This is a genomic window from Pseudomonas sp. ABa2 (assembly GCF_056676075.1).
The window spans coordinates 4,883,079-4,907,867 of record NZ_CM155239.1; the positions used below are offsets into that span (position 1 = coordinate 4,883,079).

The 24,789-nt window shown below is 69.1% G+C and carries 19 protein-coding genes; 10 read left to right on the forward strand and 9 right to left on the reverse strand.

Annotated features, from left to right (window positions below):
* The first annotated feature begins 42 nt into the window (after positions 1-42).
* The 3 genes from AC1G9C_RS23520 (at position 43) to AC1G9C_RS23530 (ending at position 2,031) form a co-directional block, all read left to right on the forward strand.
* A complete protein-coding gene (locus AC1G9C_RS23520; RefSeq protein ID WP_021444759.1) occupies positions 43-978 on the forward strand; it encodes an SPFH domain-containing protein in 936 nt (311 codons plus the stop codon).
* A gap of 4 nt (positions 979-982) precedes the next feature.
* On the forward strand, positions 983-1,432 hold the full coding sequence (locus AC1G9C_RS23525) for an NfeD family protein (RefSeq protein WP_480408952.1): 450 nt from the start codon (positions 983-985) through the stop codon (positions 1,430-1,432).
* Positions 1,433-1,695: 263 nt separating this feature from the next.
* Positions 1,696-2,031, forward strand: coding sequence for a DUF2388 domain-containing protein (locus AC1G9C_RS23530; RefSeq protein WP_031302941.1), 336 nt, complete (start codon positions 1,696-1,698; stop codon positions 2,029-2,031).
* A gap of 107 nt (positions 2,032-2,138) precedes the next feature.
* Here AC1G9C_RS23530 and AC1G9C_RS23535 read toward each other — a convergent pair whose 3' ends face one another.
* From AC1G9C_RS23535 to desA, 3 genes are all read right to left on the reverse strand, one after another.
* Complete coding sequence (locus tag AC1G9C_RS23535; RefSeq protein WP_480408953.1) at positions 2,139-3,410, reverse strand: OprD family porin; 1,272 nt, start codon at positions 3,408-3,410, stop codon at positions 2,139-2,141.
* A gap of 429 nt (positions 3,411-3,839) precedes the next feature.
* Positions 3,840-4,811 carry a GGDEF domain-containing protein gene (locus AC1G9C_RS23540; RefSeq protein ID WP_480408954.1) on the reverse strand — a complete coding sequence of 324 codons (972 nt, stop codon included), beginning with the start codon at positions 4,809-4,811 and terminating at the stop codon, positions 3,840-3,842.
* Between the two features lie 111 nt (positions 4,812-4,922).
* Positions 4,923-6,113 (reverse strand): delta-9 fatty acid desaturase DesA, encoded by a 1,191-nt coding sequence (gene desA, locus AC1G9C_RS23545; protein ID WP_021443335.1) that lies wholly within the window; start codon positions 6,111-6,113, stop codon positions 4,923-4,925.
* Between the two features lie 169 nt (positions 6,114-6,282).
* On the opposite strand from desA, the gene dibA reads away from it, so the two are divergent.
* The 7 genes from dibA to AC1G9C_RS23580 are packed head-to-tail and all read left to right on the forward strand — an operon-like array spanning position 6,283 to position 19,942.
* Positions 6,283-8,577: a phosphodiesterase DibA gene (gene dibA, locus AC1G9C_RS23550; protein WP_480410437.1), complete on the forward strand. Its 2,295-nt coding sequence runs from the start codon at positions 6,283-6,285 to the stop codon at positions 8,575-8,577.
* Positions 8,578-8,579: 2 nt separating this feature from the next.
* On the forward strand, positions 8,580-9,701 hold the full coding sequence (locus AC1G9C_RS23555) for a response regulator (protein ID WP_480408955.1): 1,122 nt from the start codon (positions 8,580-8,582) through the stop codon (positions 9,699-9,701).
* 9 nt (positions 9,702-9,710) lie between these two features.
* The gene (locus tag AC1G9C_RS23560) at positions 9,711-13,091 is read left to right on the forward strand and encodes a PAS domain S-box protein (protein ID WP_480408956.1); all 3,381 of its coding nucleotides are present in this window, start codon (positions 9,711-9,713) and stop codon (positions 13,089-13,091) included.
* Positions 13,088-15,013 carry an ATP-binding protein gene (locus AC1G9C_RS23565; protein WP_122109295.1) on the forward strand — a complete coding sequence of 642 codons (1,926 nt, stop codon included), beginning with the start codon at positions 13,088-13,090 and terminating at the stop codon, positions 15,011-15,013. Before AC1G9C_RS23560 ends, AC1G9C_RS23565 begins: the two co-directional genes overlap by 4 nt.
* Positions 15,006-17,909: a CHASE domain-containing protein gene (locus AC1G9C_RS23570; RefSeq protein WP_480408957.1), complete on the forward strand. Its 2,904-nt coding sequence runs from the start codon at positions 15,006-15,008 to the stop codon at positions 17,907-17,909. Before AC1G9C_RS23565 ends, AC1G9C_RS23570 begins: the two co-directional genes overlap by 8 nt.
* Positions 17,902-18,288: a response regulator gene (locus tag AC1G9C_RS23575; RefSeq protein WP_021445650.1), complete on the forward strand. Its 387-nt coding sequence runs from the start codon at positions 17,902-17,904 to the stop codon at positions 18,286-18,288. The genes AC1G9C_RS23570 and AC1G9C_RS23575 overlap by 8 nt, the downstream gene beginning before the upstream one ends.
* Positions 18,281-19,942 (forward strand): diguanylate cyclase, encoded by a 1,662-nt coding sequence (locus AC1G9C_RS23580; protein WP_480408958.1) that lies wholly within the window; start codon positions 18,281-18,283, stop codon positions 19,940-19,942. Before AC1G9C_RS23575 ends, AC1G9C_RS23580 begins: the two co-directional genes overlap by 8 nt.
* 20 nt (positions 19,943-19,962) lie before the next feature.
* Here AC1G9C_RS23580 and AC1G9C_RS23585 read toward each other — a convergent pair whose 3' ends face one another.
* The 6 genes from AC1G9C_RS23585 to ssuE all read right to left on the reverse strand — a co-directional run bounded on the left by AC1G9C_RS23585 (position 19,963) and on the right by ssuE (position 24,780).
* On the reverse strand, positions 19,963-20,178 hold the full coding sequence (locus AC1G9C_RS23585) for a TOBE domain-containing protein (protein WP_003242436.1): 216 nt from the start codon (positions 20,176-20,178) through the stop codon (positions 19,963-19,965).
* A gap of 88 nt (positions 20,179-20,266) precedes the next feature.
* On the reverse strand, positions 20,267-21,067 hold the full coding sequence (ssuB, locus tag AC1G9C_RS23590; RefSeq protein WP_457788604.1) for an aliphatic sulfonates ABC transporter ATP-binding protein: 801 nt from the start codon (positions 21,065-21,067) through the stop codon (positions 20,267-20,269).
* On the reverse strand, positions 21,064-21,858 hold the full coding sequence (gene ssuC / locus AC1G9C_RS23595; RefSeq protein WP_480408959.1) for an aliphatic sulfonate ABC transporter permease SsuC: 795 nt from the start codon (positions 21,856-21,858) through the stop codon (positions 21,064-21,066). The genes ssuB and ssuC overlap by 4 nt, the downstream gene beginning before the upstream one ends.
* A 76-nt stretch (positions 21,859-21,934) precedes the next feature.
* Positions 21,935-23,083: an FMNH2-dependent alkanesulfonate monooxygenase gene (gene ssuD, locus AC1G9C_RS23600; protein WP_480408960.1), complete on the reverse strand. Its 1,149-nt coding sequence runs from the start codon at positions 23,081-23,083 to the stop codon at positions 21,935-21,937.
* A gap of 61 nt (positions 23,084-23,144) precedes the next feature.
* Complete coding sequence (locus AC1G9C_RS23605) at positions 23,145-24,110, reverse strand: sulfonate ABC transporter substrate-binding protein (protein ID WP_480408961.1); 966 nt, start codon at positions 24,108-24,110, stop codon at positions 23,145-23,147.
* A 76-nt stretch (positions 24,111-24,186) separates the two neighbouring features.
* A complete protein-coding gene (gene ssuE, locus AC1G9C_RS23610; protein ID WP_021445967.1) occupies positions 24,187-24,780 on the reverse strand; it encodes an NADPH-dependent FMN reductase in 594 nt (197 codons plus the stop codon).
* Between the last annotated feature and the right edge of the window lie 9 nt (positions 24,781-24,789).

A 24,789-nucleotide genomic window follows, 5' to 3' on the forward strand; every position in this document is an offset into this window, starting at 1 on the left:
TCGCGACGGTCAACTGCACGCACGCAAGAGGGAGATCGCTTTATGGAAATCGGTGGCGTCCTGCTGCTGTTCGTCGGCCTGGCTCTGGCCATCGTCTACATGGGCTTCAAGGTGGTGCCGCAGGGCTCGGAGTGGACGGTGGAGCGCTTCGGCCGCTACACCACCACGCTCAAGCCCGGGCTCAACATCATAGTGCCGGTGATGGACCGCATCGGCCGCAGGCTCAACGTCATGGAAAGCGTGCTGGACATCCCGCCGCAGGAAGTGATCAGCGCCGACAACGCCATAGTGCAGATCGACGCGGTGTGCTTCTTCCAGGTGATCAACGCCGCCCAGGCCGCCTACGAGGTGAACAACCTGGAGCACGCCATCCGCAACCTGGTGATGACCAATATCCGCACCGTGCTCGGCTCCATGGAGCTGGACGCCATGCTCAGCCAGCGCGACGCGATCAACGAACGTCTGCTCAAGACGGTCGACGAAGCCACCGCGCCCTGGGGCATCAAGATTACCCGCATCGAGATCAAGGACATCAGCCCGCCCGCCGACCTGGTCGAAGCCATGGCCAGCCAGATGAAGGCCGAACGCCTCAAGCGCGCGCAGATCCTCGAGGCCGAGGGCTCGCGCTCGGCCGCCATCCTCACCGCCGAAGGCCACAAGCAGGCCGAGATCCTGCGTGCCGAGGGCGAACGCCAGGCCGCCTTCCTCGAGGCCGAGGCGCGCGAACGGGCGGCCCAGGCCGAAGCCGAGGCGACCCGCGTGGTGTCCCAGGCCATCGCCAGCGGCAACGTGCAGGCGGTCAACTACTTCGTCGCGCAGAAGTACATCGAAGCGCTCGGCCAGCTGGCGGCGGCCGACAACAGCAAGGTGGTGCTGATGCCGCTGGAGGCCAGCCAGGTGATCGGCGCGGTCGGCGGCATCGGCGAAATCGTCAAGGCCACTTTCGGTGCCGGCGGCCCAGGCGAGAAGCAGGGCTGACGTCATGATCTATTACCTGCAACACCTGTCGTTCTGGGACTGGCTGGCACTGGCCACCGTCCTACTGATCCTCGAAGTCTTCGGCGCCGGCGGCTACCTGCTGTGGATCGGCCTGGCCGCCGCCTGCGTCGGCGTGCTCACCTACCTGTTTCCGGAGCTGCCCTGGGTCTGGCAATTCTTCCTGTTCGGCCTGCTGGCGATCCTCACCGCCGTGCTCTGGTGGCGCCGCCAGCGCAGCGCCACGCGCCCCAGCGACCAGCCGGGGCTGAACCAGCGCGGCAGCGAACTGCTCGGCCGGCGTTTCGCCCTGCACGAGGCGATAGTCGGCGGCCGCGGCAAGATCAAGGCCGGCGACAGCCTGTGGCTGGTCAGCGGCCCCGACCTGCCGGCCGGCAGCTCGGTCAAGGTGGTGGCCCAGGATGGTGTGATTCTGCGGGTCGAACGCGATATATGAGTCAGGGTCTGGCGTGCTCTCAGAACTATCGCTTCGGCGACTCCAGTTCGTAGGGTGCGTCGCGCGCACCCTACGTGAGCCTGCCGTCGCTATCCGTGAACGGTGGAAAGCCGGACTCTAGTGGGGCTCGGGCGCTGCGGAAAATTGTGTCTGCGTGATCCCGCGCCCGTCTGGCTCCATGGCGACCAACCATCGCTCAGGTGGAACCCGGGGCAGCCACCGGTACTCCTATCAGGTGAGTAAACCCACAGGAGTACCACCCCATGCGTGTATCGAGCCGAGCAGCCCTGGCATTGGCCGCCTGCCTGATCGCCCAAACCGCCGCAGCCGACAGCCTGCTGCGCGACATCCTTTCCTCCGGGGCGACCACCGCCTCCACCTACCTGACCTTCAAGGACAAGAAGCTGGTCGTCGCCGCCGAGGAAGACGCCAGCAGCTTCGTCGCCAGCGCCGGCGAGATACGCGGCCCGCACCTGGAGGCGGCGCTGCAGCGGCTGCGCAGTGAAAACCCCGAGCTGCAGGGCGCCGACGATATGGAACTGGCCAGCGCCATTCTCGCCGCCTCGGCCGGCCCGCTCGAGGCCAGCGACGCCCGCTAAGCCCAACGCGCGCATAAAAAATGCCCGCATCCGGAAGGATGCGGGCATTTTTCTTATCGCGCTCGGGACGACAGGCCTGATGAGCCTGTCGAACCTCCGTCGGCTGATTACATCAGCGGCAGGGTGTAGCTGACGATCAGACGGTTCTCGTCGATGTCGTTGGCGAAGTTCGAACGCACACTCGCATTGCGCCAGCGTACGCCGAGGTTCTTCAGCGCGCCTTCCTGGAACACGTACATCAGCTCGGTGTTGCGCTCCCACTCGCGGCCTTCGGATACGCCAGCACCGCGGTCGACGTTGTCGCCGGTCAGGTAGCGGGTCATGAAGGTCAGGCCCGGGATGCCGATGGAGGCAAAGTTGAAGTCATAGCGCGCCTGCCAGGACTTCTCGTCCTTGTTGGCGAAGTCGCTGATCTGCACGTAGTTGACCAGGAACGGGTCGGTACCGTTGATGTAGGCGAAGCCGGTGTCGCCGCTCATCTTCTGGTAGCCCAGGCCGAAGGCGTGGCCGTCCAGGCCGTAGGTGACCATGGCGCCGAAGGCATTGTTGTCGACGTTGCTGCGGTTGCCGTCGTCGGTGGAACGGGCATAGCGGACGTCGGTCTTCAGGCTCTGCTTGTCGCCCAGCGGCAGCACGTGCACGGCGTTGAAGGAGTGCTGCTTGTACAGCTCGTCCAGGTTGGAATAGTAGTAACCGGCGGTCAGGTCGTTGGTCAGCTTGTAGGTGCCGCCGATAAAGTCGAACGAATTGGCGGTGGCGCCGCCAGAAGTGGCGATGCCGCGACGGCCGCCGCTGGTGATGGCGATATCTTCGTAGTCGCCGGAGTCACGATGGTTCACCTCGCGCACGTGCGCGGCTTCCAGCATCAGGCCGTCGATTTCCTGGGATACCAGGTGACCGGCTTCGAACACCTGCGGCAGCAGGCGGGCGTCGCTGGAGGCGATGGCGGCGTTCTTGAACTGCATCTGGCCGACACGCAGGGTGCTGTTGGAGATCTTGGCCTTGGCGGCGACGGCCAGATCCGAGTAGTTGTCCTGCGAACCACCCGAGGAACGATCCGGGACCAGCAGACCGCTGCCGGCGGTGCCGTCGCCGGAATCCAGCTTGAAGCCGAACATGCCGATGGCGTCGGCGCCGAAGCCCACGGTGCCCTCGGTGAAGCCGGAGTTCATGCGCAGGATAAAGCCCTGGGCCCACTCTTCGGACTTGGAACGAGTGGGGGTTGGCGTATCGTTGTGCCCCTGACGGAAATCACGATTGAAGTAGAAATTGCGGGCTTCCAGGCTGACCTTGGTGTCGCCGATCAAATCGGCAGAGGCCACTTGGCTCAGGCCCAGGGTGCTGGCGGCTACGGCCAGTGCCAGGGAGGTCTTTCTCATTATGTTTCTCTCCAGTGTGTTTAAGGTGACGCATCGCCCGAACACCGACTTCGGCACGAAGAGGCAGGCTCGGGACGAATCAGGCGAACGCAGGCGCGCGCGGGCACGGCAGGGCCCTCGCTGGCGCGGGTGCGTGGCAAACTCAGGAAGAACGGGACAACGGCGGACGCAACGGGGCGAACGGACGGGAACGGGCAGGACGACTCATGGGAGGGCTCTCGCGTCGTTGTTATTGTGCGCCGGCATCCGGGCCAGCATCTTGACGTGAGTTCAGGCAGATAGCGTGCCAGCTCTTCCAGAGCGCCGTGCAACGCCTCTAGAACGAGGGGTTGGCGCTTTTTTGCAGGGGCGTTACCGCTCTATTACGCTACGCGACCGGCAATTTTCCGCTTATGCGACGCGCCGCTCAGGCGGAAAATCGCCAACGCCTCAACCCAGCACGATCTGGTTCTTGCCCTGGCGCTTGGCCAGGTACATGGCCGCGTCGGCACGGGCGTACAGCGCCTCCAGGTTGGCGTCGACGGCGCGCAGGCTGGTCAGCCCCTGGCTGACGGTGATGCCGAAGCTTGCGCCATCGTGCTGGAAGTTCAGGCGCTGCACCTCGCGCTGCAGACGCTCGGCCACCTGCAGGGCGATATCCGGCTCGCAGCCGGGGAACAGGGCGGCGAATTCCTCGCCGCCGATGCGGCCGAACAGGTCGCCGCGGCGCAGCGCGTTGGCACCGCACTGGGCCAGGCGCTGCAGCACCTGGTCGCCGAGCTGGTGACCGTACTGGTCGTTGATCTTCTTGAAGTCGTCGAGGTCGAGCAGGAGGAAGGCCAGCGGGCTGCCGTACTGCCGCGCATGCTCGAACTCGCGGCGGGCGCACTCGAAGAAATGCCGGCGGTTGCTGCTCTGGGTCAGCACATCGGTGGTGGCCAGGCGATGCAGCTCGCCCTCCAGGCGTTTCTTCTCAGTGATGTCCTCGGCGATACCGACTATCACCTTGCCCTGAGCCGAGCCGGGCCGCGGGCTGACGAAGCACTTGTCGCTGAGCCAGCGCAGCTGGCCGTCGGCGCGGATGATGCGGTACTCGCGAAACTCCACCGCACCGGTTTCCAGCACCTTGGCCAGGCTTTCCGCGGCGTACTCCACATCGTCGGGGTAGATGCTGTTGCGCCACTCGCCGTAATCGGCCAGCAGCAGCGCGGCGGAGCGGCCGAAGATGCGCTCGTAGGCCGGGCTGACGTAGATCACCCGTTGTGCGTCCCAGTCGAACGCCCAGAGCGCGGCGTTGACGCTGCCCAGCAGGCTGCTGAACAGCTGCTCGCGCTCGCGCAGGCGCTCCACCTCGGCCCGGCTGTGCAGCAGGGCTAGGGTCAGTTCTTCCAACTCGGAAACGGCGTTGCCTTGATCGTCCATTACAGCGGCCATCCAATCCCTCGCATCAGCATTGCAATGAGCATAGTGCGAGCTGTTGGACAAACACAAAGGCCCGCCGTTCGGCGGGCCTTTGCAGGAAACGCGCGGCGATCAGGCAGCGGTTGCGGCAGGGCGCAGCGAGTAGGTCTTGAGTTGCTCGGCGAACTCGCGCAGCGACTGGATGCCGCTGGCCTCGGCCTCGTGCACCCACTGCTTCATCGCCTCGAGCATGTCGTGGCCGTTGCTGCTGGTCTTGACCCAGATCTGCTGCAGCGCCAGGCGCTTCTCGTAGATCACCTTGAGCGCCTGGCTCTGCGCCAGCAGCTCGCTGATGCGTGCCTGGTGCTGCTCTTCCAACAGGCTCGGCTCGCGCGACAGCAGGCGCTTGGCGCGGCGGAACAGGTGGCGCACCGACTCGTCGGCCTTGGCCACTTCCTGCTTGACCAGCGGCGCGATCACCAGCTTGCGGTACTGCGCCATGATCTGGAAGCGGTTGTTGAGGATGGCCATGGCGGTGTCCATGTCCAGGCTGCGCTTGCCCTCGACCCGGTGGGCGATGGGCGCGACGCGCTGCACCTGGGCCAGGCCGAGGAAGCTGAACAGCTTGATCCAGGCCCAGCCCATGTCGAATTCCCACTTCTTCACCGACAGCTTGGCGCTGTTGGGGTAGGTGTGGTGGTTGTTGTGCAGCTCCTCGCCGCCGATCAGGATGCCCCAGGGCACCAGGTTGGTGGCGGCGTCGCGGCACTCGAAGTTGCGGTAGCCGACGGCATGGCCGAGGCCGTTGATGACGCCGGCGGCCCACACCGGAATCCACATCATCTGGATCGCCCAGACGGTGATGCCGAGCACGCCGAACAGGGCCAGGTCGATGATCGCCATCAGCGTCACGCCGCCAATCGGATAGCGGCTATAAACGTTGCGCTCGATCCAGTCATCCGGGCAGTTCTTGCCGTAGATGCGCAGGGTTTCCTGGTTCTTCGCCTCCTCCTGGTAGAGTTCGGCGCCCTTGCGCAGCACGGTGCCCAGGCCCTTGACCACCGGGCTGTGGGGGTCGTCGACGGTTTCGCACTTGGCGTGGTGCTTGCGGTGGATGGCGGTCCACTCGCGGGTGTTCTGGCCGGTGGTCAGCCACAGCCAGAAGCGGAAGAAATGCTTGAGCGCCGGGTGCAGTTCCAGTGCACGGTGCGCGGAGTAGCGGTGCAGATAGACGGTGACGCTGACGATGGTCACGTGCGTCATCAGCAGGGTCGCAGCCACCAGCTGCCAGACCGACAGGTCGAGTAAACCGTTGTACCACATGGACACTGTTGCCTCTTGAAAGGGGAACGCGGCCTGTCCTACAAGGACGAGCCTGGGCGCATTATCCCTGACCCAAGGCAGAAAACCAGTTGGTCTTTTAGATAAGAATGTTTCAGCCTCCAGGACATCTATACTGCCCAGCATTTACAGGGAGCGTAGCCGCTTGCCCATGCGTATCGACACCGCCGCCTTGCGCCTGACCCTGGGCTATCTGCTGCTCGCCGCCTCGTGGATTCTCCTCAGCGACCAGCTGCTGGCCGCCCTCGGCCTGTCCGCGGCCCAGCAGGACCGCCTGCAGTCGCTCAAGGGCCTGCTGTTCGTCGCCCTCACCGGCGCCCTGCTGTACCTGGTGCTGCAGCGCCACGCCCGGCACCATCGGCGCGCGCGGCTGCAGCTGGCGGACAACGAGGAACGCCTGCGCCTGGCCCTGGACGCCACCTGCGACGGCCTGTGGGACTGGGACTTCGCCAGCCAGCGGGTGTTCTTCTCCGACGGCTACGCCGCCCTACTCGGCCTCACCCCGCAGGCCCTCGGCGATACCCGCGAGGCCTGGGTCGCGCGCCTGCACCCGGAGGATCGCGAACGCGCGCTGCAGGCGCTCGACGCGGAAATGAGCGGCGCGCAGTACGAGAACATCTACCGCATGCGCCACGCCGACGGCAGCTACCGCTGGCTGCACTCGCGCGGCCGCCTGCTGCGCGACGAGGCAGGTCAGCCGCAGCGCTTCATCGGCGTGGCCAGCGACATCACCCAGCGCCGCGCCGACGAGGACAGCCTGCGCCAGGCCGCCGCGGTGTTCGACGCCACCCAGGAAGGCGTGCTGGTCACCGACCCCGAGCAGCGCATCGTCCACGTCAACCCGGCGTTCAGCCGCATCACCGGCTATAGCGCCGAGGAAATCCTCGGCCAGCAACCCAGCCTGCTCAAGTCCGGCCGTCACGACGCGGCCTTCTACCACAGTCTGTGGCACGCCCTGCACAGCCGCGGCGCCTGGAGCGGCGAGGTGTGGAACCGGCGCAAGAGCGGCGAGATCTACCCGCAGTGGCAGTGCATCCGCGTCATCCACGACGAGCAGGGGCGCATCAGCCACTACGTCGCGGTGTTTTCCGACATCACCGCGCTCAAGCGCTCGCAGCGCGAGCTGGACTACCTGGCCCACCACGACCCGCTGAGCAACCTGCCCAACCGCCTGCTGTTCACCGAGCGGGTCGCCCATGCCCTGGAGCGCAGCGCCGGCGAACAGCTGCGCGGCGCGGTGCTGCTGATCGACCTGGACCACTTCAAGCACATCAACGAAAGCCTCGGCCATAACGTCGGCGACCTGCTGCTCAAGGAGGTCGGCGAGCGCCTGCTGGCAGCGGTGCCGGCGGCCAGCACCCTGGCGCGCCTGGGTGGCGACGAGTTCGGCCTGCTCTGCGAGCACTGCGCCGAGGCGCCCCAGGCCGCCGAGCTGGCGCAGCGCCTGCTGCGCAGCCTGGATGCGCCGTTCCGCCTGCACGGCCACGAGCTGTACATCGGCGCCAGCATCGGCATCAGCCTGTTCCCGGACGACGCCGCCAGCGTCGAACAGGTGCTGCGCAACGCCGACTCGGCGCTGTTCAAGGCCAAAAGCAGCGGCCGCGAGGGCTACGCCTTCTACGTCCAGGAGCTGACCGACTACGCCCGCCAGCGCGTGGAGCTGGCCAGCAGCCTGCGCCACGCCCTCGACAACCAGGAGCTGCGCGTCTACTACCAGCCGCTGCACGATTTGCAGGACGGCAGCGCGGTCGGCATGGAGGCGCTGGTGCGCTGGCAGCACCCGCAGCGCGGCCTGGTGTCGCCCGCCGAGTTCATCCCGATCGCCGAGGACAACGGCCTGATCGGCGCCATCGACGCCTGGGTGCTGGAACAGGCCTGCCGCCAGATGGTGCGCTGGCACGCCGCCGGCAGCGCGCTGCACTTCGTCGCGGTGAACGTCTCCAGCCGCCTGTTCGGCCGCGGCGAGCTGGAGCAGCACGTCGCCCAGGTGCTGGCCGACACCGGCCTGGCGCCGGCGCAACTGGAGCTGGAAGTGACCGAGAGCGCGATCATGGAAGACCCCGACGCCGCCCTGCTGCTGCTCACCCGCCTGCGCGGGCTCGGCGTGCGCCTGGCCATCGACGACTTCGGCACCGGCTACAGCTCGCTGGCGCGCCTCAAGCGCCTGCCGGTGGACAAGCTCAAGCTCGACCAGAGCTTCGTCCGCGGCCTGCCCGACGACGCCGAGGACGCCGCCATCGCCCGCGCGGTGATCGCCCTCGGCCACAGCCTGGGGATCAAGGTGCTGGCCGAAGGCATCGAACAGGCCGCACAGGCCGATTTCCTCCGCGAACTCGGCTGCCACTACGGCCAGGGCTACCATTTCGGCCGTCCGCAGCCGGTGCCCAGCCAGCCCATCGGCGTGCCCGAAGCCACCCAGGCTGAGCGGGCCAGCACGGGAGACTGAACATGCGCGTGCTGATCCTCGAAGACGATCCCTGGATCGCCGACCTGCTCAAGCAGATCGTCCTCAGCCTGCGCCCGGGGGCGCGGGTCGACTGCCGCACGCGGGTCGCCGACGCCCTCGCCGCCTGGCAGCAGGAGGCGGCGCAACTGGTGATCTGCGACTGGAACCTGCCCGACGGCAGCGGCACCCGTCTGCTCGAGGCGGTGCGCCGCAGCGACCGCGCGGTGCCACTGCTGATGGTGACCTCGCGCGCCGACCGCGACAGCGTGCTGGAAGTGCGTCCGCTGGGCATCAGCGCCTTTATCAGCAAGCCGTTCCAGGTGCCCAAGGTGCTCGACTGCCTGCAGCGCCTGCTGCCCGCCGACGACGCCGCGCCGGCGGCGTCACACAGCGACGACGACTTCGTTCGCCACCTCGGCGAGCTGCCGGCCGAGGCCCTCGACCTGCCGCTGCGCGACGAGCTGTACCAGCAGCTGCATGGCACCGCAGGCGCGCCGAGCAGCCTGCAGCAGCTCGGCGAGCACTGGCAGCAGGACCCGGCGGTGCAGGCGCGGCTGATCGCCGCGGCCAACAGCACCGTCTACAACAGCGCCGGGCAGCCCTGTATCAGCCTGCCAGAAGCCGTCCAGCGCCTGGGTGCGGCCACCGCGCTGAACCTGATCCAGGGCCTGGCGCTGCGCCCGGCGGCGCGCCTGCAGGACGCCGCGCTCCAGGCCCTCGGCCAGGCCCAGGTGCAGGCGCTGCTGCACCTGCACCAGCGCGTCGGCGAACTGGCCGGCGCCTGCCGCCTCGACCCGGCGCCGCTGCAGAGCGCCGCCCTGCTGCAGCGCATGGGTGAGCTGGCCGTGCTGCAGCAAGCGCAACTGTGGCGCCAACGCGACCTGGCGCTGAGCGACGAACAGCTGCAGCAGGCGCTGCGCCAGCACAGCGGCGAGCTGGCCAACCGGCTCAAGGCGCACTGGCGCCTGCCCATAGCGCTGCGCGAGCTGATCGGCGCCTGCTACGGCCTGGCGCCCGGCAACACCCGCCGCGAGCCGATCCTGATGCGCCTGGCCAGCGCCGAACTGCAGGGCGCCGACGACCAGGAACTGCAACGCCTGCGCCGCCTCGCCGGGCTGGCCTGAGGCGAGCGGATGAGACGTCCGGCCCTGCTCCGCCACTGGGACGCCAGCCGCTGGAATGCCAGCCACTGGGTAGTGATCGGCGGCAGCCTGTGCCTGGCGCTGTTCTTCGCCTTTCTCGGGCGCCAGGCGCTGGACGAGCGCGAGACCCTCTGGCAACTGCAGATGAACAAGCAGGCGGAAGTCGAGCGCATGGCCCTGCACAGCACCCAGCACGGCCTGCAGGAGCGCGCCCAGCTGCTCGCCGAAACCATCGCCGCCGACGCCTGGGTGGTGGAACTGGTGCGCCAGGCCCACGCCCTGCCGGCCAACGAGCTGGACGCCCTGGCCAGCATCCGCAGCCAGCTCTACACCCGCCTGGCGCCGCGCTGGCGCAACCTGCAGGCGCACCAGACGTTTCGCCTCTACGTGCACCTGGCGCCGGACATCAAGGTGCTGCTGCGGGTACACGAACCCGAACATTTCGGCGACCTGCAGATCGGCTGGCGGCCGATGGTGCTGGAAGCGCTGCGCAGCGCCACCAGCCAGGCCGGCCTGGGCCTGAGCCGCGGCAGCATCGGCATGCGCGCCATCGCCCCGCTGCTGGTCGAGGGCGCCGGCACACCGCTGCAGGTCGGCGCCATCGAGGTGGCCATGGGCGTGCTCGACGACCTCGCCCAACTCGACCGCGACCTCGGCAGCGGCGTCGCCCTGCTGCTGCGCGAAGACCTGCTGCTGGGCACCGACAGCGGCGAGGAGCTGCGCGGCCTGGCCCGCGACCCGCAGCGCTGGCGGCTGATGGGCGCATCGCGGCCGCAGGTGCGGACCTGGCAACGCCAGCAGGCGCTGCCGTCGCCGGCCGCCGGCGATGCGGTGCGCCTGCTGGCCGACGGCGAACGCCACTACCTGCTCAACCAGATCGCCCTGACCAGCTACCGCCAGCGGCACGACCCGACCGCCGCGCCGCAGGCCGTGGCCCTGGTGTGGCGCGACGTCAGCGAGCAGTTCGACCTGCACCGCAGCGACAAGCGCTGGCTGGTGGTCAAGTGGCTGCTCGCCTGGTGCGGCGCCGAGGCCCTGCTGCTGGTGCTGCTGCGCACCACCAAGCGCAGCACCCAGCGCCTGATGCGGCACCAGCAGGCGGCGGTGCGCGAGGCGCGCGCCTACCTGCAGGCGCTGCTCGACTCGGCCACCGGGGTGTCGATCATCGCCACCGATCCGCAGGGCCGCATCAACCTGTTCAATTCCGGCGCCGAACGCCTGCTCGGCTATAGCGCCGCAGAGATGATCGGCAAGCAGACCCCGGCGGTGTTCCACCTCGCCGAGGAGATGCAGGCGCGCGCCGCCGAACTGAGCGCGCAGGCCGGCCGCCCCGTCGAAGGTTTCGAGGTGTTCGTGCACAACCCCCGCGGCGGCGAGCCGGAAACCCGCCAATGGACCTACCGCTGCCAGGACGGCAGCCTGCGCCCGGTCAACCTGACCGTCAGCGCCATGTTCGACGGCAACGGCCAGATCACCGGCTTCCTCGGCATCGCCAGCGACATCGGCGAACTGCAGCAGGCCACCCGCGCGCTGCAGAAGAGCGAGAGCCGCTTCCGCGGCCTGGTCGCCAACCTGCCCGGGGTGGTCTACCGCTGCGCCAACGACGCCGACTGGAGCATGCGCTACGTCAGCGAGGAGATCCTCAGCCTCAGCGGCTACCCGCCCAGCGACTTCATCGACAACCGCGTGCGCAGCTTCTCCAGCATCGTCCACCCCGACGACCTGGCCATTACCTACCGTGCCGGCGAGGCCATCGAGCGCCAGGAAATCTTCGAACTGACCTACCGCCTGCGCCACGCCGACGGCCACAACGTCTGGGTGCGCGAGAAGGGCCGCGGCGAGTACGACAGCCAGGGCCGGCTGCTGTGGGTCGACGGCTTCATCTGGGACATCAGCGAGCGCCAGGCCATCGAGGACGAGCTGCGCCTGAGCCAGCAGCGCTTTCGCAACGCCTTCACCACCGCGCCGCAGGGCATGGCCCTGGTCGCCCCGGACGGCCGCTGGCTGGAGGTCAACGACGCGCTGTGCCAGATGCTCGGCTACCCGCGCGAGGAACTGCTGGCCACCTCCTACCAGTCCGTCACCCATCCCGAGGACCTCGACGCCGACCTGGAGAACGCCCAGGACCTGCTGGCCGGACGGATCAACGCCTACCAGATGGAGAAGCGCTACCTGGACAAGCAGGGTCAGGTGCTCTGGGTGCTGCTCAGCGTGTCGCTGGTACGCGACGGCGAGGGCCGGCCGGTGCACTTCGTCGCGCAGATCCAGGACTTCAGCGACCGCGTCGCCGCCGAGCGCGCGGTGCGCGAGCGCGAGCACTACCTGCGCACCCTGCTCGACAACGTCATCGACGCCATCGTCACCATCGACGAGACGGGCCGCATCGAGACCTTCAACCACGCCGCCGAACACATCTTCGGCTACCGCCACGCCGAGGTGGCCGGGCGCAACGTCAGCCTGCTGATGCCCGAGCCCTACCGCAGTGCCCACGACGGTTACATCCAGCGCTACCTGCGTACCGACGAGGCCTGGGTGGTCGGCCAGAGTCGCGAGCTGGAGGGTCTGCGGCGCAGCGGCGAGCGCTTCGCCATGGAGCTGGCGGTGTCGCAGATCAGTCACCAGGGCCAGCGCCGCTTCATCGCGGTGATCCGCGACATTGCCGAGCGCAAGCGCATCGAGCAGATGAAGAACGAATTCGTCTCCACCGTCAGCCACGAACTGCGCACCCCGCTGACCGCCATCGCCGGCTCGCTCGGCCTGATCAACGGCGGCGCCCTCGGCGCGGTGCCGGACGCCATGCAGCAGATGCTGACCATCGCGCAGAGCAACAGCCAGCGCCTCAGCGAGCTGATCAACGACCTGCTCGACATGGACAAGCTGGTGGCCGGCAAGATGCACTTCGAGCTGCAGGCGCAGCCGCTGCAACCACTGCTGGAGCAGGCGCTGCTGCACAACCAGCCCTACGCCGACCAGCACCGGGTACGCCTGCGGCTGCAGGTCGAAGGCGACGCGGCGGTGCGTGTCGACGCCCAGCGCCTGGCCCAGGTGATGGCCAACCTGCTGTCCAACGCGGCCAAGTTCTCGCCGCCGGGCGGCCAGGTCGAGGTGCGCCTGCAGCGCAACGCCGAGGTGCTGCGAGTCGCCGTCACCGACCACGGCCCGGGCATCCCCGACGCCTTCAAGCCGCGCATCTTCAGCAAGTTCTCCCAGGCCGACGCCGGCGACACCCGGCAAATGGGCGGCACCGGCCTGGGCCTGGCAATCTGCAAGGAAATCGTCGAACGCATGGGCGGGCATATCGGCTTCGACTCGCGCGAAGGCCGGGGCGCCTGCTTCTGGTTCGAACTGCCCATCACCGGGAGCGAGACATGAGCCAAGCGCCGATCCCCCACAACGAGCAGCAGCGGCTGGCCGCGCTGCAGGCCCTGGAGCTGCTCGACACCCCGGCCGAGACGCTGTTCGACCACATCACCGCGCTGGCCGCGCAGATCTGCGCCACCCCCATCGCGCTGATCTCGCTGATCGACGCCGAGCGCCAGTGGTTCAAGAGCCGGGTCGGCCTGGACACCGAGCAGACCGCGCGCGAACTGGCCTTCTGCGCCCATGCCGTGGCCGCCGACGCGCCGCTGGAAGTGGACAACGCCCTGGAGGATGCGCGCTTTCGCGACAATCCGCTGGTCACCGCCGCGCCGCATATCCGCTTCTACGCCGGCATGCCGCTGCACGACCGCCACGGCCTGGCCCTCGGCACCCTGTGCGTGATCGACCGCCAGCCGCGCCACCTCGATGCGCACCAGCGCCAGCAGCTGCAGCACCTGGCGCGACTCACCGGCGAGCTGTTCGAGCTGCGCCTGCAGGCGCGCCGCCAGGCCGAGCAGAGCGCCATGCACCAGGCCATGCTGGACAACGCCGGCAGCGCGGTGCTGGTGCTCGACCCGCAGGGCCGGGTGCTGCGCAGCAACCCCGAGGCGCAGCAGCTGCTGGAGCATTCGGCCGCGGCCCTGAGCGGCCAGCACATGCCGCGCCTGCTGGTCGAGGCCGGCCAGTTCGAGCGCCTCTGCGCCGCCTGCGCCAACGGCCCGCAGAGCGCCGAGGGGCGCCTGCGCACACGCGGCGGGCAGAGCCTGCCGGTACGCCTGAACCTGTCGCCGATCCGCGCCGAGGAGCAGGCGCTGCAAGGCTACCTGCTGGTGGCCAACGACCTCAGCCAGCGCGACGAGGCGCGCCTGCGCCTGCAGCGCATCGCCGCGCAGCTGCCGGGGATGGTCTACCAGTACCTGCTGCGCGCCGACGGCAGCAGCTGCTTTCCCTATGCCAGCGCCGGCATCCTGGATATCTACGGCTGCGCCCCCGAGGAGGTCGCCGAGGACGCCGCGCCGGCCCTCGCCCGCCTGCACCCGGACGACGCGCCGCAGGTGCGCGCGGCCATCGCCCGCTCGGCGCAAGACCTGAGCACCTGGCACCAGGAATACCGCGTGCTGCACCCGCTGCACGGCCCGCTGTGGGTCGAGGGGCGCGCCGCGCCGCAGCGCCTGCCCGGCGGCGACGTCCTCTGGCACGGCTTCATCAGCGACATCAGCGAACGCAAGCGCGGCGAGCAGCTGCAGAACGAGTTCGTCTCCACCGTCAGCCACGAGCTACGCACCCCGCTGACTGCCATCGCCGGCTCGCTCGGCCTGATCAACGGCGGCGCCCTTGGCGCGGTGCCGGAGGCCATGCGGCAGATGCTGGAGATCGCCCAGAGCAACAGCCAGCGCCTGCGCAAGCTGATCGACGATTTGCTCGACATCGACAAGCTGGTCGCCGGCAAGATGCGCCTCGAGCTGCAGCCGCTGGCCCTGCGCGCGCTGCTGGCGCAGGCGCTGCAGAGCAACCAGCCCTATGCCGAGCACCATCGGGTGCAGCTGCGCCTGCTGCCCGGCGCCGACTGCCAGGTGCTGGCCGATGCCCAGCGCCTGGAGCAGGTGCTGGCCAACCTGCTGGCCAACGCCGCCAAGTTCTCCGCCGCCGGCCAACGCGTGGAGCTGAGTGCCGCGCCGCGCCAGGGCTGGGTGCGGATCAGCGTGCGCGACCATGGCCAGGGCATCGCCGAGAGCTTCCAGCCGCGCATCTTCAGCAAGTTCGCCCAGGCCGATGCCGGCGACACCCGCCAGCAGGGCGGCACCGGCCTCGGTCTGGCGATCAGCAAGGAGCTGGTCGAACGCATGGGCGGGCAGATCGGCTTCGACTCGACGCCGGGCCAGGGCAGCACCTTCTGGATCGACCTGCCGCTGGCTGGGGGCAGCCATGAGTAACGCCAACGGGCTGCGTCTGCAACTGCTCGGCCAGCTGTTCGGCCGCGCCAATCTGCTGGCCTGGGGCGTGCTGGCGCTGGCCCTCGGCGCCACGCTGCTGGCCTGGCACAACCTGCGCCAGAGCCAGAGCGAAGCGGCCGCGCGCCAGCTCGAGCTGCTCGCCGACGAGCTGAGCGAAGCCATAGTCCAGCGCATGCAGAATCAGGAAAGCATCCTGCTCGGCGCCGCCGCCTTGCTCGACACCAGCGACGAGGTCAGCCGCGACGATTGGCGTCGCTATGCCGAGCGCCTGCGCCTGGGCGAGCGCTACCCGGGCATCCAGGGCCTGGGTTTCAGCCAGGTGCTGCGCGCCGAGCAGTTGCCCGCCTTCGAAACCGCGCTGCGCACCGAGGGCTTTATCAACTTCCGCGTGCGCCCGTTCGGCCAGCGCCCGCTGTACAGCGCCATCCGCTATATCGAGCCGTTCGCCGGGCGCAACCTGGTCGCCTTCGGCTTCGACATGCTGTCTGAGCCGGTGCGCCGGGCCGCCATGCTGGATGCCGCGCGCAGCGGCCAGAGCCGCCTGTCCGGGCGCGTCACCCTGGTCCAGGAAACCCACGGCCGGGTGCAGCCGGGCCTGCTGCTGTACGTGCCGGTGTACTGGCCGGGGCAGCCGCTGGACAGCCCCGAGCAACGCCTGGCCGCCCTGCGCGGCTTCGCCTACAGCCCCTACCGGGTGCACGACCTGATGCACGGCATCCTCGGCGGCCGCCAGCGCGAGCTGGACTTCGAGCTCTACGCCAGCCCCGCCGCCGCGGCCGGCGAGCTGCTCTACAGCAGCCGCGGCGATACCCCGGCCAGCACACCGGCCGCCGCCCAGCGCCAGCTGGAGCTGTTCGGCCAAAGCTGGCGCCTGCACTTTCACCATGCCCCGGGCTTTCTCGCCGACGCCCACCGCGGCGAGAGCTCGCTGCTGGCGCTCGGCGGCTGCATCGGCCTGCTGCTGTTCTTCCTGGTCAGCAGCCTCAGCCAGCGCCGCGCGCAGGTGCAGCAACTGGCCGACCGCATCACCGAGCAGCTGCGCCTGAGCGAGGAACGCCTGGCCCTGGCGCTCAAGGGCAGCAACGACGGCTGGTGGGACATCGACCTCAAGGCCGGCAGCTTCTTCGCCTCGGCGCGCGGCTGGCAGATGCTCGGCCACCCCGAACAGGGCCCGCCTGGCTTCGCCGACGACCCGCTGGGCTGGGAGCGCCTGGTGCACCCGGACGACCTGGCGGCGGCGCGTACCAGCCTGATGCAGGCGCTGCGCCAGGGTGCCACCTACTTCACCATCGACTGCCGCCTGCTGTGCGTCGACGGCACGCCGCTGCCGGTGCTGTTGCGCGGCTATATCCAGCGCGGTGCCGACGGCTATCCGCTGCGCATCACCGGTACCACCATGGACCAGAGCGAGGCCAAGCGCATCGAACGGCTGAAAAGCGAGTTCGTCTCCACCGTCAGCCACGAGCTGCGCACCCCGCTGACCGCCATCGCCGGCTCGCTCGGCCTGATCAATGGCGGCGCCCTCGGCGCGGTGCCGGCGGGCATGCAGCAGATGCTCGGCATCGCCCAGGCCAACAGCCAGCGCCTCAGCCACCTGATCAACGACCTGCTGGACATGGACAAGCTGGAAGCCGGCAAGATGCAGTTCGACCTGCAGCCCTGCGCGCTCGACGAGCAGCTGGCGGAGGCCCTGGCCAGCAACCAGGCCTATGCCGCCCAGCACCAGGTGCAGCTGCGCCTGGCCGAGTGCCCGCCGCTGCGGGTGCGGGTCGACGCCATGCGCCTGCAGCAGGTGCTGGCCAACTTCCTCTCCAACGCGGTGAAGTACTCGCCGCCCGGCGCCGAGGTGCTGCTGCACGCCGAGCGCCGCGGCGCGCGGGTACGGGTTGCGGTCAGCGACAGCGGCCCGGGCATCGCCGCGGCCTTCCGCGAGCGCGTCTTCGCCAAGTTCTCCCAGGCCGACGCCAGCGACAGCCGCAAGAAGGGCGGTACCGGCCTCGGCCTGGCGATCAGCAAGGAGCTGATCGAGCGCATGGGCGGGCAGATCGGCTTCGACTCCGTCGAGGGCCAGGGTGCCAGCTTCTGGTTCGAGCTGGCCCTGCTCGCCGATCCGCCTACAGCGGCCACCGATGGCGCGCATCCCGGCCTGCTGGTGGTCGAGGACGAACCGGACATCGCCGCGCTGCTGCGTCAGCTGCTGGAGCATGCCGGCTACCGCGTGCGCCTGGCGCACAGCCTGGCCGAGGCACGCCGCGCCCTGGCCGCCGAGCGTCCGGCGGCGATCAGCCTCGACCTCAAGCTGCCGGACGGCGACGGCCTGCAGCTGGTGCGCGAGCTGCGCGCCGATGCGCGCTACCGCGAGCTGCCGATCCTGGTAGTCTCGGCCGCCTGCGAACAGGGCCGCCTGGCACTCGGCGGCGGCGTGCCGGCGCTGGACTGGCTGAGCAAGCCGATCGACCCACAGCGCCTGCTCGACAGCCTGGCGCGCGCCCTGCGCGGCCTCCCGGAAAGACCGCGGGTGCTGCACGTCGAGGACGACCACGACCTGCGCCAGGTGGTCGCCGAACAGGGCCGCGAACTGGCCGAGTTCGTCGCCGCCGAGAACCTCGCCCAGGCCCGCCGCCTGCTCGCCGGCCCACCCTTCGACCTGGTCCTGCTCGACCTCGGCCTGCCCGACGGCAACGGTCTGGAGCTGGTCGAGGAACTGCGCCGCAGCCAGCCGCAACTGCCGGTGGTGGTGCTCTCGGCCAGCGAGCTGGACGGCGCCCAGCTGGCCAAGGTACGCACCGCGCTGGCCAAATCGCGCAACGATGGACAACACTTGCTGCAGCTGCTCACTCGCCTGCTACCCGCCAAGGAGACCGGCCATGACTGAACTCAAGCGCATCCTCCACGTCGAGGACGACCCGTCGATCCAGGCCGTGGCCAAGGTCGCCCTGGAGGCCGTCGGTGGCTTCCAGGTGCTCAGCTGCGCCAGCGGTCAGGAGGCCCTCGACCAGGTACAGGGCTTCGCCCCCGACTTCATCCTGCTCGACGTGATGATGCCCGGCATGGACGGCCCGCAGACCCTGGAGCGGCTGCGCGCGCTGGTCGACATCGGCGAGATCCCGGTGGCCTTCATGACCGCCAAGGTGCAGCCCGGCGAAGTGGCGCATTACCGCAGCCTGGGCGCGCGCGACGTGATAGTGAAACCCTTCGACCCCATGCAGCTCGCCGCCCAGGTGCGCCAGATCTGGAGCCAGCGCCATGGATAAGCACGAAGGCAATGCCATTCCCCAGGCCCTGCAGCAGCACCTGCAGCAGCTCGGCCAGCAGTTCGCCGAGCGCCTGCGCCAGGAGCTGCCGCAACTGGCGCAGCAGGCCGGGCAGTTGCTCGACGCCGCCGCCGACGAACGCCAGCGCCTGCTGCAAGCCCTGCGCGAGCAGCTGCACCGCCTGGCCGGCAGCGCCGGCACCTTCGGCTTCGTCCAGCTCGGCCAGCAGGCGCGCGAGCTGGAGCAGCAGGCCGAGCGCTGGCTGGAACGCCTGCAGCGCCAGCAGCAGGGCCTCGGCGAGTTCGTCGCGGCGCTGCAGCAACTGGGCAACCAGCCGCTGGCCGCGACCGCCGTCGGCGAAGCGCCGCGCCCGGCGCGCAAGGCGCCGCGCAGCGATAGCGGCAGCCGGCACATCTACATCCTCGAGGAAGAGGCCGCGGCGGGCGAAAGCATGCGCCTGACGCTGAACAACTTCGGCTACCAGGCCGAGCACTTCAACTCCATCGCCGGCCTCGACGCCGCCCTGCAGCAGCACCTGCCGGACGCGCTGATCGTCGACGTCAACCTGCCCGGGGAAAGCTGCAGCGGCCTGGACTACGCCGCGCGCCTGCAGCAGCGCCTGGACGCGCCGCTGCCGCTGCTGGTGCTGACCCAGCAGGACGACTTCGCCACCCAGCTGCAGGCGGTGCGCGCCGGCGCCCTGGGCTTCTTCGCCAAGCCGGTGGACATCCCGCAGCTGGAGAGCCGCCTGGAGCGCTGCTTCGCCCAGCAGCACGGCGAGCCCTACCGGGTGCTGATCGTCGACGACGACCAGGACCTGGCCAGCCGCTACAGCCTGGTGCTGCGCGGCGCCGGCATGCTGGTGGAGGTGCTGCGCGAGCCGGCGCAGATCTTCGCCCACCTGCGCGACTTCAACCCCGAGGTGGTGCTGCTCGACGTCAACATGCCCGACTGCACCGGCCCGGAGCTGGCGCAGATCATCCGCTGCAACGACGACTGGCTGCGCATCCCGATCATCTACCTGTCGGCGGAAACCGACATCGCCAAGCAGATGAGCGCGCTGATCAAGGCCGGCGACGACTTCGTCAGCAAACCCATCTCCGATCATGCCCTGGTCGCCACGGTGTTCTCCCGCGCCCAGCGCGCCCGCCTGCTGTCCACCGCCCTGGCCCGCGACAGCCTGACCGGCCTGCTCAAGCACGGCGACATCAAGGAACAGGTGGCCATCGAACTGGAGCGCGCGCTGCGCAGCGGCGACCGCGCCAGCGTGGCGATGCTCGACATCGACCACTTCAAGCGGGTCAACGACAGCCACGGCCACGCCGCCGGCGACAACGTCATCCGCGCCCTGGCCAACCTGCTGCGCCAGCGCCTGCGGCGCATCGACAGCCTGGGTCGCTACGGCGGCGAGGAGTTCCTCGCGGTGCTGCCGGACTGCCCGCCGGAGCAGGCCAGGCTGATCCTCGACGAGATCCGCCAGCGCTTCGCCGAGCTGCGCTTTATCGCCGAGGGCGGCGAATTCTCCTGCACCCTCAGCGTCGGCATCGCCGGCACCGACGTGCACAGCGACGCCGAACAACTGCGCGAACGCGCCGACAAGGCGCTGTACGCGGCCAAGCACGGCGGCCGCAACCAGGTGCGCCTGGCCGAATGAGCCGCGCCCGGCACGGGCCCTCAGAGCTTGGCGATGGACACCTCGGTGGATTTGACGAAGGCGATCACCTCGCTGCCCACCTGCAGTTCCAGCTCGCGCACCGAGCGGGTGGTGATCACCGAGGTGACGATGCCGGCGGCGGTCTGCACGTCGATTTCCGACAGCACGTCGCCGATGACGATCTCCTTGATGCTGCCCTTGAACTGGTTACGCACGTTGATGGCTTTGATGGTCATGGTATTGCTCCTGATGGTCGACTGATGTAGCCCGGATGCACTCCGGGGGAGTCTTGGGGCCGCCCCGGACAGAGTCCGGGCTACGGCTTCACAGTGCCCAGCGCAATTGCGTGGGCAGGGGTGATAGGGGGTCGGGCGGTGTCGGCAGCTCCGGCTGCGCCAGTACCCGGTCGAGCACGCGCGCTTCCAGCGCGGCCAGCAGCGGCGAGCCGTGCGGGCGCGGACGCAGCAGTTGCACATCCAGGTCGAGGCCGATCTGGCCGTCCTCGATCAGGATCACCCGATCCGCCACGGCCACCGCCTCGGCGACGTCGTGGGTGACCAGCAGCACGGTGAAGCCATGCTGCTGCCACAGACGTTCGATCAGTTGCTGCATCTCGATGCGGGTAAGCGCATCCAGCGCGCCCAGCGGCTCGTCGAGCAGCAGCAGGCGCGGGCGATGGATCAGCGCCCGGGCCAGCGCCACGCGCTGCTTCTGCCCACCGGACAGCGCCGCCGGCCACTCACCCGCGCGGTCGGCCAGGCCGACCGCGGCCAGGGCTTCCTCGGCCTGCTGACGCCAGTTGCCGGACAGGCCCAGGCCGACGTTGTCGATCACCCGCTTCCAGGGCAGCAGGCGGGCGTCCTGGAACATCAGGCGGATGTCCTCGCGCACCGCGTTGAGCGCACCGCTGCCGGCCAGCAGCTGACCGCCGCTGGGCTGATCCAACCCGGCCAGCAGGCGCAGCAGCGTGCTCTTGCCGCAGCCGCTGCGACCGACCACGGCGACGAACTGGCCGGCCGGGATATGCAGGTCGATGCCCTTGAGCACCCGACGCTCGCCGAAGGATTTCTCGATCTTCTCGATCGCCAGGGGGATGCCCTGGCGGATGCTGTGCAGTGCGGTCATTGCCCACCTGCCTTGGCCTGGTAGGCCGGGTGCCAACGCAGCCACACGCGCTCCAGGCCCCTGGCCGCGACGTCGGCCAGCTTGCCGAGCAGCGCATAAAGCAGGATCGCCAGCACCACCACGTCGGTCTGCAGGAACTCGCGGGCGTTCATCGCCAGGTAGCCGATGCCGCTGCTGGCGGAGATGGTTTCCGCCACGATCAGCGTGAGCCACATAAAGCCCAGGGCGAAGCGCACGCCGACCAGGATCGACGGCAGCGCACCGGGCAGGATCACCTGGCGGAACAGGGCGAAGCCGGACAGGCCATAGCTGCGCGCCATCTCCACCAGCGCCGGGTCGACGTTGCGGATGCCGTGGTAGGTGTTGAGGTAGATGGGGAACAGGGTGCCGAGCGCGACCAGGAACACCTTGGCCGCCTCGTCGATGCCGAACCAGAGGATCACCAGCGGGATCAGCGCCAGGTGCGGCACGTTGCGGATCATCTGCACCGAGCTGTCGAGAAAGCGCTCCCCCCATTTCGACAGGCCGGTGATAAAGCCCAGCAGCAGGCCGATGCCGCCGCCGATGGCGAAGCCGATGCCGGCGCGCTGGCCGCTGATCGCCAGGTGCTGCCAGATTTCGCCGGAGGCCAGCAGCGCCCAGCCGGCGGCGAGCCCCGCGCTGGGCGCCGGCAGGATGCGGCTGGACAGCCAGCCGCCGGCCACCGCCAGCTGCCAGGCGGCCAGCAGTCCCAGCGGCAGGGCCCAGGGCGCGGCGCGCAGGGCCAATGTGTTAAGGGTCGTGTTGCTCATGGTTGCCTCGAAGAATCCTGTGTTTCTGTTCCCGGATTGCATTTGCGGACCGCCGTGGGAGCGAGCGGGATGCTTTTCAGCTCGCCGAAGCCGCCCTCGGCAGAATGTCGCTGGAGATCATTTCGCCGAACGGGCTGACGTAGCCGCGACTCTCCGGACGCTGCGGCTGGGCCACGTCCAGGTGCGGGAACAGCAGTTCGGCGACGCGGTACGACTCTTCCAGATGCGGGTAGCCGGAGAAGATGAAGGTGTCGATGCCCAGCTCGGCATACTCCTTCACCCGCGCCGCCACGGTCGGGCCATCGCCGACCAGCGCGGTGCCGGCGCCGCCGCGCACCAGGCCGACACCGGCCCAGAGGTTCGGCGACACCTCCAGGTTGTCCGTCTTGCCGCCGTGCAGGGCGGCCATGCGCTGCTGGCCGACCGAGTCGAAACGCGCCAGCGAGGCCTGGGCGCGGTCGATGGTGTCCTGATCCAGATGGCTGATCAGGCGATCCGCCGCGGCCCAGGCTTCCTCGTTGGTCTCGCGCACTATCACGTGCAGGCGAATGCCGAAGCGCACTTCACGGCCCTGCCTGGCCGCCTTCTCGCGCACCTGGGCGATCTTCTCGGCCACCGCGGCCGGCGGCTCGCCCCAGGTCAGGTACAGCTCGACCTGCTCGGCGGCCAGGTCCTGCGCCGCGTCGGAGGAACCGCCGAAATACAGCGGCGGACGCGGCTGCTGGATCGGCGGGTAGAGCAGCTTGGCGCCCTTGACCTGGATGTGCTGGCCGGCGTAGTCGACGGTTTCGCCTTCCAGCACGCGGCGCCAGATGCGGGTGAACTCGACCGACGCCTCATAGCGCTCGGCATGCGACAGGTGCAGGCCATCGCCGGCCAGCTCGTCCGGGTCGCCGCCGGTCACCAGGTTGAACAGCGCGCGGCCGTTCGACAGGCGATCCAGGGTCGCCGCCTGGCGCGCGGCCACGGTCGGCGAAATGATCCCCGGGCGCAGGGCGACCAGGAACTTCAGGGTCTGCGTCACCGGGATCAGCGAGGCCGCCACCAGCCAGGAGTCCTCGCAGGAACGCCCGGTGGGGATCAGCACGCCGCCGTAGCCGAGGCGGTCGGCGGCCTGGGCGATCTGCGCCAGGTAGCCGTGGTCGACGGCGCGCGCGCCTTCGGCGGTGCCCAGGTACTTGCCATCACCATGGGTAGGCAGGAACCAGAAGATATTGAGGCTCATGGAGGGGTCTCCTTGGATTCGCTCCCCTCTCCCGCCGGGAGAGGGGCTGGGGGTGAGGGTTCTATTGCGCCTGGGCGACCTTGGCCGGCTGCCGCCAGATCACCTCGGCAATGCTCAGGCGCTTGGGGATCAGCTTCAGCTCGCTAAAGGTGTCGGCGATCTTCTGCTGCGCACTCACCACCTCGGCGGTGATCAGCTGCGCGCCGTAGCTCTGCCGCTGCACCGCGGTGCGGGTGATCTCGGGGGACAGGCCCAGCAGCGGTGCAACCTGGGCGGTGGCCTGGTCGACGTTGGCGCGGGTCCACTCGCCGGTCTTGCGGATTTCGTCCACCAGGGCGACCACTACCTCGGGGTGCTTTTCGGCGAAGGGGCGCGCGGCCAGGTAGAACTGGTGGTTGCTCACCAGGCCCTGGCCGTCGCGCAGGGTGCGGGCCTGCAGCTGCTGTTCGGCGGCAGCCTGGAAGGGGTCCCAGATCACCCAGGCATCGACGCTGCCACGCTCGAAGGCGGCGCGGGCATCGGCCGGCGGCAGGTACACGGGCGTGATATCGGTGATGCTCAGACCGGCTTCCTCCAGTGCGCGCACCAGCAGGTAATGCACGTTGGAGCCCTTGTTCAGGGCGACCTTCTTGCCCTTGAGTTCGGCCACCGTTTTGATCGGTGAATCCTTGGGCAGCAGAATCGCCTCGCTGAGCGGCGCCGGCGGCTCGAACGCCACGTAGAGCAGGTCGGCACCGGCGGCCTGGGCGAATACCGGCGGCGTCTCGCCCGTGGTGCCGAAGTCGATGGAGCCCACGTTGAGCCCTTCGAGCAGCTGCGGGCCGGCCGGGAACTCGGTCCACTGCACCTTGACGCCCTGTGCGGCCAGGCGCTTTTCCAGCGCACCGCTGGATTTGAGCAGCACCAGGGTGCCGTATTTCTGATAACCGATCCGCAGCGTCTCGGCTTGAGCTTGAGTGATGGCGCCGAAGGAAATGGCCGCGGCAAACAGGGCGACCAGACTCCGACGCAAAGTGTTGGCGCCCATGGCGACCTCCTTTGCAAGTTGAGTGTGGGCCTGCTTGCCCGTTGGCGGGCGAGTAAGGCGGGGTATTACGGGTGGATCAAATACTCCAGCGGGCGTTTACCAGCCGGTCGTTCAACAGCTTCGGATCGAGCGGTTGCGGCCGCCGCGCCAATGCGGCGAGCAGCTGTTCGACCGACTCGTCGAGGCGTTCGCGCAGCTCCTCGTCGAGCTGCGCAGGCTCGCCGCCTTCCGGGTAGGCGATCTGCTGGTCCACGGCGAACACGCCGGAGAGCATTTCCTGCGCCTTGAGCGCGGCCAGCACCGGCTTGAGCGCGTAATCCACCGCCAGCAGATGGGCCGGGCTGCCGCCACTGGCCAGCGGCAGCACCACCTTGTGCGCCAAGGCACGCTCGGGCAGCAGATCCAGCAGCACCTTCAGCGCACCGGTGAAGGACGCCTTGTACACCGGCGTGCCGACCACCAGGCCATCGGCGCTGGCCACCACGGCCTGCAGCTGCTGGATAGCCGGGCTGCCTGCGCGCGCATGCAGCAGGTCCTCGGCGGGAAAATCGCGCACCCGCAGCAGGCTCACTTCCACCTGCTGCGCCTCCAGCCGCCGGCGCACATGGTCCAGCAGCACTTCGGTGCGCGAACGCGCCGCGGGGCTGCCGGACAGCAACACGACATGCATGGTCAGTCC